This is a genomic window from Caballeronia sp. LZ032 (assembly GCF_031451315.1).
Lineage (GTDB): Bacteria > Pseudomonadota > Gammaproteobacteria > Burkholderiales > Burkholderiaceae > Caballeronia.
The window spans coordinates 580,427-593,395 of the sequence record NZ_JARUXP010000001.1 but is presented as its reverse complement, the minus strand read 5'-3'; the positions used below and the strand labels follow the sequence as shown (position 1 = coordinate 593,395).

The following is a 12,969-nucleotide window of genomic DNA, read 5'->3' as shown; positions in this document are numbered from 1 at the left end:
CGGGGAGAAAATCGTGCCAAAGAGGCCGGCGCGGGCGGCCGCGCGCGCCTCGCACAGGACGCTCCACCGCCCCGCGCGCCCGTGCGCCGGCGCGAGCGTTTATAATCTAACGCTTTGCAGCATCTGCCCCTCATCGCTCAGCCTCACCGACCAACGCCTATCGTGAGAGTCTTTCGCGGCCTTCCCAATGCCGAAAGCCGGGCGCCCTGCGCACTGACCATCGGCAATTTCGACGGTGTCCATCGCGGCCACCAGGCGCTGCTCGCGCACGTCCGGGCTGCCGCCGACGCGCGCAACCTGCCCGTCTGCGTGATGACCTTCGAGCCGCATCCGCGCGAGTTCTTCAATCCGGCCGGCGCGCCGCCGCGCATCGCCATGCTGCGCGACAAGCTGGAGGCGCTGCGCACCAACGGCGTCGACCGCGTCGTGGTCGAGCACTTCAACAAGACCTTCGCGAGCCAGTCACCGGACACCTTCGTGAAGAACGTGATCGTCGACGGCCTGCACGCCCGCTGGGTCATGGTCGGCGACGACTTCTGCTACGGCGCGAAACGCGCGGGCGACTTCGCCTCGCTCAAGGCCGCCGGCGAGAAATACGGCTTCGAGGTCGAACGCATGGCAACCGTCGCGCATCCGAACGGCGCGCGCATTTCGTCGTCGTCGGTGCGGGCTTCGCTGGTCGCCGGCGATCTCGACGCGGCGCAAGTCGCGCTCGGACGTCCGTATGTCATCAGCGGGCACGTCGTGCACGGCGCGAAGCTCGGCCGCGATCTCGGCTTCCCCACGCTGAACCTGCCGATCGCGCACAAGCGCCCGGCGCTCGCGGGCATTTTCGTGGTGCGCGTGCATGGCCTCGCCGACGAACCGCTGCCCGCCGTTGCAAGCCTGGGCCTGCGCCCGACCGTCGACGACTCCGGCCGCGTGCTGCTCGAAGTCTTCGTGCTCGACTGGCACGGCGACGCCTACGGCAAGCTGGTGCGGGTCGAATTCCTGAAAAAGCTGCGTGACGAGGAAAAGTACGTGGACCTCGAAACGCTCTCGGCTGCAATCTCGCGCGACGTCGACAACGCCCGCGCGTATTTCGGCCTTCCGCCCGCCAGCAACGCGGGCAGCCGCGCCACGGGATTCGCCATTTCGGCGACTGACCGAATTAGGTGAGCGTGCGGCGCCCGCGTTGACCACGCCGGCGCCGCCCGCTGCCCCGCCTCCCGATTCATCGCGCGCGAGACAAGCGCCGCCTCACCGAATTCACCGAGTCACCCATGAGCGACAAGAAAGAGAAAGCCTCCGCGAAGTACCCCGTCAACCTGCTCGACACGCCCTTCCCGATGCGCGGCGACCTGCCCAGGCGCGAGCCCGCATGGGTCAAGGAATGGCAGGACAAGCAGATCTACGAGAAGATCCGGGCGGCCAGCCAGGGCCGCAAGAAGTTCATCCTGCACGACGGCCCGCCGTATGCGAACGGCGACATCCACCTCGGCCACGCGGTGAACAAGATCCTGAAGGACATGATCGTCAAGGCGCGCAATCTCGCGGGCTTCGACGCCGTCTATGTGCCGGGCTGGGACTGCCACGGCATGCCGATCGAGATCCAGATCGAAAAGCAGTTCGGCAAGACGCTGCCGGCCATCGAGGTGATGCAGAAGGCGCGTGCCTATGCCGGCGAGCAGATCGAGAAGCAGAAAGTCGGCTTCCGGCGTCTCGGCGTGCTGGGCGACTGGGACAATCCGTACAAGACCATGAACTTCACCAACGAGGCCGGCGAGATCCGCGCGCTCGGCAAGATCATGGAGAAAGGCTTCGTGTTCCGCGGCCTCAAGCCGGTGAACTGGTGCTTCGACTGCGGTTCGGCGCTGGCGGAAGCGGAAGTCGAGTACAAGGACAAGACCGATCCGACCATCGACGTGATGTTCGCCTTCGCCGAGCCGGAGAAGACCGCGCAGGCGTTCGGCCTGAACGCGCTGCCGAAGGCCGAGGGCGGCATCGTCATCTGGACGACGACGCCCTGGACCATTCCCGCCAACCAGGCGCTCAACGTGCATCCGGAGATCGTCTACGCGCTCGTCGATACCCCGCGCGGCCTGTTGATCCTCGCGCAGGAGCGCGTCGAGGAATGCCTGAAGAATTACGGGCTGAGCGGCGAAGTGATCGCCACGACGACCGGCGAGCAGCTCGCCAACCTGCGCTTCCATCATCCGCTGGCGGCGGCGCACCCGGGCTACAAGCGCACCGCGCCGGTCTATCTCGGCGACTACGTGACCACTGAAAGCGGCACGGGCGTCGTGCATTCGTCGCCGGCGTACGGCGTGGAAGACTTCGTGTCATGCAAGGCGCACGGCATGTCGGACTCGGACATCGTCAACCCGGTGATGGGCGACGGCCGCTATATCGAATCGCTGCCGCTGTTCGGCGGGCTCTCCATCTGGAAGGCCAATCCGCAGATCGTCGAGGCACTGGAGGCCGCGGGCTCGCTGCTCAAGACCGAGAAGTACACGCACAGCTACATGCATTGCTGGCGCCACAAGACGCCCATCATCTACCGCGCCACGTCGCAGTGGTTCGCGGGCATGGACGTCACGCCGAAGGACGGCGGCCGCACGCTGCGCGAGATCGCGCTGGAAGGCGTCGAGAACACGGCGTTCTATCCGTCGTGGGGCAAGCAGCGCCTCTACAGCATGATCGCCAACCGGCCGGACTGGACGCTCTCGCGCCAGCGTCAATGGGGCGTGCCGATGGCCTTCTTCGTCCACAAGGAAACCGGCGAACTGCATCCGCGCACGCTGGAATTGCTGGAAGAAGTGGCGCAGCGCGTCGAGCAAGGCGGTATCGAGACGTGGCAGTCGCTGGATCCGCGCGAACTGATCGGCGACGACGCAAACCTGTACGAGAAGAATCGCGACACGCTCGACGTCTGGTTCGACTCCGGCACCACGCACTGGCACGTGCTGCGCGGCTCGCACAAGGACTCGCTGCAGTTCCCGGCGGACCTCTACCTCGAAGGCTCGGACCAGCATCGCGGCTGGTTCCATTCGTCGCTGCTGACCGCCTCGATGCTCGACGGCCGCCCGCCCTACGAGGCGCTGCTGACGCACGGCTTCACCGTCGACGGCGAAGGCCGCAAGATGTCGAAGTCGCTCGGCAACGGCATCGATCCGCATGAAGTGGCGAACCGCCTCGGCGCGGAAATCATCCGCCTGTGGATCGCGTCGACCGATTATTCCGGCGAACTCGCGATCTCCGAGGAGATTCTCAAGCGCGTGACGGAAACCTATCGGCGCATTCGCAATACGTTGCGCTTCCTGCTCGCGAACCTGTCGGACTTCGATGTCGCCAGGGACGCGCTGCCGGTGGAAGACTGGCTGGAGATCGATCGCTATGCGGTCGCGCTCACCCGCAACCTGCAGGACGACGCCCTCTCGCACTACGAGAAGTACGAGTTCCATCCGGTAGTGGCCAAGATCGCGACCTTCTGCTCGGAAGATCTCGGCGGCTTTTATCTCGACGTGCTGAAAGACCGTCTCTACACCACCAAGCCCGATTCGCGCGAGCGCCGCAGCGCCCAGACCGCGCTCTTCCATATCGCGCACGGCCTGCTGCGCCTGGTCGCACCGTATCTGTCGTTCACGGCCGAGGAAGCGTACAAGGTGCTCAAGCCGGGTCAGGACACCATCTTCACCGAGGTCTATGCGACCTATCCGGACATCGCCAACGGCGGCGAGCTGCTCGACAAGTGGACCCTGATCCGCAGCGCGCGCGGCGACGTCACCAAGGCGCTCGAAGAAGCGCGCACGGCGAACCTGATCGGTTCGTCGCTGCAGGCGGAAGTCGTGGTGCGCGCGAGCGGGGCCCGCTACGACGCGCTGGCCAGCCTCGGCGACGCGTTGCGCTTCGTGCTGATCACGTCGTCGGCGCAGGTGGAGAAGGTGGCGGGCGAGGCGGAGGAAGGTGTCGATGTCACGGCATCGAAGTATCTGAAATGCGAGCGCTGCTGGCACTATTGCGCGGACGTCGGCGCTCACGCGGATCATCCGGGTCTGTGCGGCCGCTGCTTCTCGAATCTGTTCGGCGCCGGCGAATCGCGAGGCGCAGCATAATGGCAAGGACGATGGCAAAACAAAGCACAAGCAGTGGATCGCTGGCGCCGTGGCTCGGCGTCGCGCTGATCGTGATCCTGTTCGACCAGCTGACGAAGATCGCGGTGCAAAAGGTGTTCGCCTATGGCGACCCGCACGCGCTCACCCCGTTCTTCAACCTGCTGCTGGTCTATAACCGCGGCGCGGCCTTCAGCTTCCTCGCCATGGCCGGCGGCTGGCAGCGCTGGGCCTTCACGGCGCTGGGCGTGGTCGCGGCCATCGTGATCTGCTATCTGCTCAAGCGCCATTCGGGCCAGCGGCTGTTCTGCACGGCGCTGTCGCTCATCATGGGCGGCGCGATCGGCAATGTGATCGACCGCCTCGCCTATGGCCATGTCATCGACTTCCTGGACTTCCATGTGAACACGTGGCACTGGCCCGCGTTCAATCTCGCCGACAGCGCCATCACCGTCGGCGCGGTGCTGCTGATCTTCGACGAACTGCGGCGCGTACGCGGTTCGAAGTGACGTAAAGTGAAGTGAAGTGTGCAGCGCGGCTCCTTTCAAGGAGCCGCGCGTTCATTGCGACGGAGGCAAATTGGAACTCGCAGGCAAACATCTCGTACTGGGCCTGACCGGCGGCATTGCCTGCTACAAGATCGCCGAGCTCACGCGCCTGTTGATCAAGGCCGGCGCGACCGTGCAGATCGTGATGACCGAAGCGGCGACGCAGTTCATCACGCCCGTCACGATGCAGGCATTGTCGGGCCGTCCCGTGTACACGTCGCAATGGGACGCGCGCATGCCGAACAACATGCCGCATATCGATCTCTCGCGCGAAGCCGATGCCATCGTCATCGCACCTGCTTCCACCGACTTCATGGCCAAGCTCGCGCACGGCCGGTGCGACGACCTCCTGTCCACGCTGTGCATCGCGCGCGACTGTCCGCTGCTCGTCGTGCCCGCGATGAACCGCCAGATGTGGCAAAACCCCGCGACGCAACGCAACGTCGCGCAACTGCGTGCGGACGGCGTTGCAGTGCTCGGGCCGGACTCGGGCTCGCAGGCGTGCGGCGAAGTCGGCGACGGCCGCATGATCGAGCCGGAAGCGGCCTTCGAAGCCATCTGCGCGTTCTTCCAGCCGAAGATCCTGCGCGGCCAGCGCGTGCTGATCACTGCGGGCCCGACCTTCGAGCCGCTCGATCCGGTGCGCGGCCTGACCAACCGTTCCTCCGGCAAGATGGGCTTCGCGCTGGCGCGCGCAGCGGCGCAGGCGGGCGCGGACGTGCATCTGGTGGCGGGTCCCGTCGCGCTGGAGACGCCGTGGGGCGTGTTCCGCGAAGACGTGCAGACGGCGCAGCAGATGCACGACGCCGTCATGCAGGCCACGCCTGACGCCGACATCTTCATCGCGGTGGCGGCGGTCGCCGACTGGCGCGCGGAGCAGGTCAGCGAACACAAGATCAAGAAGGTGCCGGGCGCGCCGCAGCCGAGCTTCACGTTCGTCGAGAATCCGGACATTCTCGCCACGGTCGCGCGGCTGCCGAATCCGCCGTATTGCGTCGGCTTCGCGGCCGAAAGCGGCGACCTGGACGTCAACGGCGCCGAGAAGCGCAAGCGCAAGGGCATTCCACTGCTCATCGGCAATATTGCGCAGCTGGCGTTTGGCCAGCATGACAATGAAGTCGTGCTCTTCGAGGAAAGCGGCACGACGCCGCTGCCGCGCGCCGACAAACAGCAACTCGCCCGCACGCTGATTGCGGAGATTGCCCGACGCGCGCCGAAGACCGGCGGCGCGCTGCTCTCCTGACGCGATGACGAAGCTCTCCATCCTCGACCAGACGCCCGTCATCCACGGCCACACGGCGGCCGACGCCATCGCCGCCACGCTCGATCTCGCGCAACTCGCCGACGACCTCGGCTTCACCCGCTTCTGGTGCGCGGAGCATCACGGGCTGCATGGCGTATCGAATCCGTGTCCGGAAGTGATGCTGGCGCGCATCGGCAGTCTGACGAAGCGCATCCGCATTGGTTCGGGCGGGGTCATGTTGCCTTATTACTCGTCGTTCAAGGTCGCCGAGCAGTTCCAGATGCTCGAAGCCTTGTTCCCGGGACGCGTGGATCTCGGTGTCGGGCGCGCGCCGGGCGGCGACATGCGCACGGCGCAGGCGGTCGCGGCGGGCGCCTATAACCGTGGCGATGTCTTCCCGCAGCAGGTCGCGGAACTCATCGCGCTGTTCGACGGCACCGTGCCGGACGATGCCCTCGCGCACGGCGTGCTGCTGCAGCCGCGCATCGACACGCGTCCGGAACTGTGGATGCTCGGCTCCAGCGATTTCGGCGGGCTGCTTGCCGCGCAATTGGGCATCCGTTTCGCCTTCGCGAGCTTCATCAATCCGCGCATCGGCGAACACGTGGCGCAGGCGTATCGCGAGCGCTTCGTGGCCGCACACGAAGCGCAACCCTATCTCGCGGCGGCGGTATTCGCGATCTGCGCCGATACCGAGCAGGAAGCCGAGGCGCTCGAAAAGGCCGTCGACCTGCGCCGCGTGCAGATGGCCTATGGCCTGAACCAGCCGATTCCATCGATCGAGCAGGGCATCGCGCAACGCTATGGCGAGCGCGAACTCGCCGTGATCGCGCATGAGAAGGCGCGCAGCATCATCGGTACGCCGGAGCGCGTCACGGAACAACTGCACGCGTTGCAGGAACAGTATGCCGCCGACGAGCTGATCATCCTGACGGTCGCCGGCAGCTACGCCGCGCGCACGCGGTCCTATCAACTCCTGGCCGACGCCTTCGAGCTCGGCCGCTGACACCCGATTCCATGAAACTCGACGTCAAGATTCTCGACGCGCGCATGCGCGATTTCCTGCCTGCCTACGCCACGCCCGGCAGCGCCGGCCTCGACCTGCGCGCGTGTCTCGACGAAGCGCTCGTGATCGAAGCGCATCAGACGGTGCTCGTGCCGACCGGTCTCGCGATCCATCTTGCCGATCCCGGTTATGCCGCGATGATCCTGCCGCGCTCGGGACTCGGCCACAAGCATGGCATCGTGCTGGGCAATCTGGTGGGCCTGATCGACTCGGACTACCAGGGCCAGCTGATGGTTTCCACGTGGAATCGCGGTGACACGGCCTTCACGCTCAACCCGATGGAGCGTCTGGCGCAGATGGTGATCGTGCCGGTGGTGCAGGCGCAATTCAATATCGTCGATGACTTCGATGCCAGCGCGCGCGGCGCCGGCGGCTTCGGCAGTACCGGCAAGCACTGAAGCAAGCATCAACAAGCAGGCGGCGGCCGCCGCCTGACATCGCGGTCCCCTACCATCTTCTATACAAAAGTAGCGCGTCCTCTCTGCCGCTTTTGCTCCCGGCTTCCTATTCTGATCGGCAAGTGACGGCTCATTCAAACCCTCTTCCGGGTTGAACCGTCACGACGCCGTCGCTCCGTCAGGGGCCGCGCCCTTCCCTTCAATCTGTTTCGTTAGCCGAAACAGAATTTATTCAGTTATCCAGACAAGCGTGATCGCATCGGCCGATTTGCTTCGCGCCGTCGATCGATTCGTTTTTTATTTTTCAGGAAACCACACTATGAACATCCAATATGACGCCGTCGTCGCCCCGGGAGCGGGCCAGTGGTATGGCCAGATCATCGTCTCGAACCTCCGTTATGAAGACGGCAGCCAGGTTCAGGTCAACAAGTATCTCGCGCTGAACTTTTCGTCGCCGGTGGCCGTGAGCGCCACCGACGTCTGGCCGAGCTTCACTTCGTGGGTGTCGACGTCGAATCAGGTGCAATCGACTTCGATCGGCGACAACCTGTACTCCATTGCGCTGGAGATGGACTTCAATGCGCCGCACCTGATCGATCACAAGGATCAGATCACCATTTCGATCAACGGCGACCTGACCGCCGCTCCCGACACGTATCTGAACTCGTTCGTCATCGCAGCGGACCAGGCTCCGGCGGTCAACGCGACGGTCAAGATCGACTGCGACGCCGCACCCGATGCCGCGCTGCAAGACGTGTCGCCGGTCATCACGCTGTTGCGCGGCTCGCAGGCCACGCCGGTCACACTCGTCTATGGTGAAGCGACCTCGGTGACGCTCGAACAAGGCGACTACACCGTGCAGTCCGGCGACGTGCATACGGCCGACGAGACCGTCGCGGCGCCGCTGATCGTCACGCCGATGCAGCTCACGCTCGCGGCCGGCGCGACGGTTGCCATGGACGTGACCTTCGGCGCAGTGGAGCGCACGGCGGCGCTCGATATCGTGATCGACGAACTTCGGGGTCTCGACGACGAAACCCTCTCGGTCACGGTGACCGACAAGAAAAGCGGCGCGACGCTGGCTGCGTTCGACACCACGACCGGCACCACGACATCGCTGCGCTCGCTGCCGGTTTCGGACAACGTGCGTATTGCGATCGACGCCATCAACGTCAACAACGCGCAATACACGTTCGACATCCACGACGTGAAGCTCGACAACGCGTTGCAGACAGTGACGGTCGGCCAGTCGCAGGTGAAGACGAAGAAGGTTGATACCACCGGCTTCGTCCATCTGCCCATTCACGTCACCGCCGATAAGCCGCTGTCACAGAGCATCGTGCTGCGTCTGCAAGGCGCCGACATGAACTACTCGCAGACGATCACGGCCACGATCCAGACGACCTCCTTCACGGCGCCGGTCAAGCCTGGCACGTACACGGTCATCGCGCCGGCGTTCGTGTCGGGCGGGATCGTTCGCGTCGTCGATGCGCCCGCCTCGCTGGCTGTTGCCGCTAACGGTTCAAGCGTGCTCGACGTGTCGATCGAGGCGTCCGCGAACCTCAACGTGCGCGGCTTCCCGTCGTACCTGAGCTTCGGCGGCTGCGTGGACCTGACGCCCGGTAACAAGGCCGATCTCGCCGCGGCGCGCGCCACGTCGATCTTCGTCTATGCCGGCACCGACGGTGCGGGCGACTCGAACGTCTATCTGTCGGACGATCCGCAAACCCGCGCGTTGATCAAGCTCGCACGCGACACGGAAAGCGCGCTGGGCAATACGCAAAACGTGCTGCCGGTCGCGATCTCGTACACGTGCAATCTGTCGCTCGGCAACACGCCCGGCATTCTCGCGAACGCCGACGCCCACGCGCACAGCTTCGCGAACTACATCCTCGCGTTGAATATCGCGATGAGCAATGCGGACGCGCAGCACGACGTGCCGGCGGGCTTCATCGTCAATCCCGACTTCCTCGGCGCCTGCCAGCAGGCCGACTTCGGCGCGAGCTACGCGATGCCGGTGATCGAACCGCTGAAGACTGCGCTCGCGCACTGGAACATTCAGGCTGCGGTGCCTTCGTCCATCACCAATACGATCGCGGGTTACGTGCTGGCGGTGAACTGGCTGACGCGCAAGGTGGCACCCAAGGTGACCTTCGGCTGGCAGATCAATCTGTGGGGCGTCGGCTATTCGGAGTGGATCTACAAGGACGTCGATACGGCCTCGATGGCGCAGCAGACCGCTGATTACGTAAAGAGCCTCGGTGCCTGCGACGGCCCGTATGCGCCGGACTTCCTGGCGATCGATCGCTATGAAGCCGACGACTTCACCCAGCGCGCCTACGTGAACGGCTACTGCTACGGTCCGCGTGAATGGCAGCGTTACTTCGACTTCTGCGAGAACGTGAGCCGCGCGTTGCGCGTGCCGGTCATGCCGTGGCAGATTCCGGCGAGCCGCACGCCGAACACGAACGATCAGGTCAATGCGGACTTCGACAGCCAGCACTGGGGCACGGGCGGCAGCTGCATCATGGGCGATGCGGCGATTGGCAGCGACTACCACAACGTGAACCCGACGATCCTCGCGTTGCCGTTCTCGTCGTCGTTCCCGGATATGGGGGCGAACGCTGAGGCCATGTTCGTCCGCTCGGAGCCGTTCGACCTCTCCACGCCCTTGTACGGCGACTTCCCGCTGCGCGGCATCTTCGCGGTGCTGCTGGGCGGTGGTTCGACGACCGGCATCGTGTCGTCGATCGGCAATCCGGAGTCGTGGACGCGCGACAAGCTGAGCGCCTACATGGAGGCTCCGCTGGCCTTCGATACGCCGCGCGACTGATCGACTGATCGATTGACTAGCTGACGCAGCAAACAAAAACGGCGCGAGGGTCACTCGCGCCGTTTTCTCATCGCCCAGAACCTTCAGGCTTATTCGACTTCGATCGTCTCCGGATTCGGATTGCGCGGCGGCGCCGAATTCTCGTCGAAGGTGATCTGCACCTTGTCCTCGGCGTCGACATCCACCGTGACGCGGCCGCCGTTCATCAGCTTGCCGAACAGCAGCTCGTCGGCCAGCGCACGACGGATCGTGTCCTGGATCAGACGCTGCATCGGCCGCGCGCCCATCAGCGGGTCGAAGCCATGCTTGGCCAGATGCTTGCGCAGCGCGTCGGTGAAGACGGCGTCGACCTTCTTCTCATGCAACTGATCTTCCAGCTGCATCAGGAACTTGTCGACCACACGCAGGATGATTTCTTCATCGAGCGAACGGAAGCTGATGATCGAATCCAGACGGTTGCGGAACTCCGGCGTGAACATGCGCTTGATGTCGTTCATCTCGTCGCCCGACTCGCGGCGCGAAGTGAAGCCGATCACCGACTTGCCCATGGCCTCGGCGCCCGCGTTCGTCGTCATGATGATGATGACGTTGCGGAAATCCGCCTTGCGGCCGTTGTTGTCCGTCAGCGTGCCGTGATCCATCACCTGCAGCAGCACGTTGTAGATGTCCGGATGCGCCTTCTCGATTTCATCCAGCAGCAACACGCAGTGCGGCTTCTTCGTGACGGCTTCGGTCAAGAGGCCGCCCTGGTCGAAACCGACATAGCCCGGCGGCGCGCCGATCAACCGGCTGACCGCATGACGCTCCATATATTCCGACATGTCGAAGCGCAGCAGCTCGATGCCCAGCGTGAACGCCAGCTGCTTCGCCACTTCGGTCTTGCCGACACCCGTGGGGCCGGAGAACAGGAACGCGCCAATCGGCTTGTCCGTCTTGCCGAGACCCGCGCGCGCCATCTTGATGGAGGCCGACAGCGCATCGATGGCCGGATCCTGGCCGAACACGACGGCCTTCAGGTCGCGATCGAGCGTCTGGAGCTTGCTGCGATCATCCTGCGACACGCTTTGCGGCGGGACGCGCGCGATCTTCGAGATGATCTCTTCGATCTCGCTCTTGCCGATGGTCTTCTTCTGCTTCGACTTCGGCAGGATGCGTTGCGCCGCGCCCGCTTCGTCGATGACGTCGATCGCCTTGTCAGGCAGATGACGGTCCGTGATGAAACGCGCCGACAGTTCCGCCGCCGCCGAGAGCGCACCCGACGAATACTTCACGCCATGATGTTCTTCGAAACGCGTCTTGAGACCGCGCAGGATGGCGACGGTCTGCTCGACCGACGGCTCCGTGACATCGACCTTCTGGAACCGGCGGGAAAGCGCCGCGTCCTTCTCGAAGATGCCGCGGTATTCGGTGAACGTAGTCGCGCCGATGCACTTCAGCTGTCCCGACGACAACGCCGGCTTCAGCAGGTTCGATGCGTCGAGCGTGCCGCCCGAAGCCGCGCCTGCGCCAATCAGCGTGTGAATCTCGTCGATGAACAGGATGGCGTGCGGACGCTCCTTCAATTCCTTTAGCACCGTCTTCAGGCGCTGTTCGAAATCACCGCGATACTTGGTGCCCGCGAGCAACGCGCCCATGTCCAGCGAATAGACCTGCGCATCCGCCAGGATGTCCGGCACTTCGCCGCGCGTGATGCGCCAAGCGAGACCTTCCGCGATGGCCGTCTTGCCGACGCCGGCTTCGCCGACCAGCAGCGGATTGTTCTTGCGCCGGCGGCACAGCACCTGCACCACGCGCTCGACTTCGAGTTCGCGGCCGATCAGCGGATCGATCTTGCCGTCCTTGGCGAGCTGATTGAGGTTCTGCGTGAATTGCGCGAGCGGCGTTTCCTTCTGCGCGGCAGCGTCTTCCGATTCAGGATTGGCCTCGCTGCTCGCCTTGGCGGACTCGCCGCCGTTCGTCTTGGCGATGCCGTGGGAAATGAAGTTCACCACGTCGAGCCGCGTCACCCCCTGCTGCTGCAGGTAGTACACCGCGTGCGAATCCTTCTCGCCGAAGATCGCCACCAGCACGTTCGCGCCGGTCACTTCCTTCTTGCCGTTCGAGGTCGATTGCACATGCATGATCGCGCGCTGGATCACGCGCTGGAAACCAAGCGTCGGCTGAGTATCGACGTCGTCCGTGCCCGGCACGGTCGGCGTGTTGTCATGAATGAAATTGCGCAGGTTCTGCCGCAAATCTTCAATGTTGGCTGCGCAGGCGCGCAACACCTCAGCCGCGGTCGGATTGTCCAACAGGGCAAGCAACAGATGCTCGACCGTTATGAACTCATGCCGCGCCTGACGTGCTTCCATAAACGCCATGTGCAGACTGACTTCCAGTTCCTGGGCAATCATGCTTCCTCCATCACGCACTGCAGCGGATGCCCCGCCTGCCGTGCATGGCTAACGACTTGCTCAACTTTGGTCGACGCAATATCTCGCGTGTAGACCCCACAAACTCCCCTGCCTTCGCGATGAACCTTCAGCATGATCTGCGTCGCAGTCTCGCGATCCTTATTGAAGTATTCCTGCACGACCATCACGACGAATTCCATCGGCGTGAAGTCGTCATTCAGCAGCACCACTTTGTACATGGCCGGCTTCTTGAGCTTCTGCTCCTGCCGCTCCAGTACCGTGCCGTCCTGCTTGTTGGGATTGGTCGCCATACACCCATTCTAAACAACACGGACATCCCCGCAATCGCCGCTCCAGCACCGGCCTGAAGACCCGGAATAAATGACTGGAAACGTGC

The 12,969-nt window shown here is 64.1% G+C and carries 9 protein-coding genes; 7 read left to right on the top strand and 2 right to left on the bottom strand.

The features are described from left to right. Nucleotides 1-162: 162 nt before the first annotated feature. The 7 genes from QCE69_RS02725 to QCE69_RS02695 all read left to right on the top strand — a co-directional run bounded on the left by QCE69_RS02725 (nucleotide 163) and on the right by QCE69_RS02695 (nucleotide 10,179). Nucleotides 163-1,158, top strand: a complete 996-nt coding sequence (locus tag QCE69_RS02725; RefSeq protein WP_309807450.1) for a bifunctional riboflavin kinase/FAD synthetase — start codon at nucleotides 163-165, stop codon at nucleotides 1,156-1,158. A 104-nt stretch (nucleotides 1,159-1,262) separates the two neighbouring features. Beyond that, nucleotides 1,263-4,094 carry an isoleucine--tRNA ligase gene (gene ileS / locus QCE69_RS02720; RefSeq protein WP_309929343.1) on the top strand — a complete coding sequence of 944 codons (2,832 nt, stop codon included), beginning with the start codon at nucleotides 1,263-1,265 and terminating at the stop codon, nucleotides 4,092-4,094. Further along, a complete protein-coding gene (gene lspA / locus QCE69_RS02715) occupies nucleotides 4,094-4,600 on the top strand; it encodes a signal peptidase II (RefSeq protein WP_309807447.1) in 507 nt (168 codons plus the stop codon). The genes ileS and lspA overlap by 1 nt, the downstream gene beginning before the upstream one ends. 70 nt (nucleotides 4,601-4,670) lie before the next feature. Further along, nucleotides 4,671-5,882, top strand: coding sequence for a bifunctional phosphopantothenoylcysteine decarboxylase/phosphopantothenate--cysteine ligase CoaBC (gene coaBC / locus QCE69_RS02710; protein ID WP_309929341.1), 1,212 nt, complete (start codon nucleotides 4,671-4,673; stop codon nucleotides 5,880-5,882). Between the two features lie 4 nt (nucleotides 5,883-5,886). Continuing rightward, complete coding sequence (locus QCE69_RS02705; RefSeq protein WP_309914186.1) at nucleotides 5,887-6,888, top strand: LLM class flavin-dependent oxidoreductase; 1,002 nt, start codon at nucleotides 5,887-5,889, stop codon at nucleotides 6,886-6,888. An 11-nt stretch (nucleotides 6,889-6,899) separates the two neighbouring features. Continuing rightward, a complete protein-coding gene (gene dut / locus QCE69_RS02700) occupies nucleotides 6,900-7,346 on the top strand; it encodes a dUTP diphosphatase (RefSeq protein WP_309929339.1) in 447 nt (148 codons plus the stop codon). Nucleotides 7,347-7,665: 319 nt separating this feature from the next. After that, nucleotides 7,666-10,179 carry a hypothetical protein gene (locus QCE69_RS02695; RefSeq protein WP_309929337.1) on the top strand — a complete coding sequence of 838 codons (2,514 nt, stop codon included), beginning with the start codon at nucleotides 7,666-7,668 and terminating at the stop codon, nucleotides 10,177-10,179. An 89-nt stretch (nucleotides 10,180-10,268) separates the two neighbouring features. Here the strand turns inward: QCE69_RS02695 and clpA are convergent, their stop codons facing one another. Further along, the gene (gene clpA / locus QCE69_RS02690) at nucleotides 10,269-12,572 is read right to left on the bottom strand and encodes an ATP-dependent Clp protease ATP-binding subunit ClpA (RefSeq protein ID WP_309807442.1); all 2,304 of its coding nucleotides are present in this window, start codon (nucleotides 12,570-12,572) and stop codon (nucleotides 10,269-10,271) included. After that, nucleotides 12,569-12,883: an ATP-dependent Clp protease adapter ClpS gene (gene clpS / locus QCE69_RS02685; RefSeq protein ID WP_016344488.1), complete on the bottom strand. Its 315-nt coding sequence runs from the start codon at nucleotides 12,881-12,883 to the stop codon at nucleotides 12,569-12,571. The genes clpA and clpS overlap by 4 nt, the downstream gene beginning before the upstream one ends. Nucleotides 12,884-12,969: the final 86 nt, after the last annotated feature.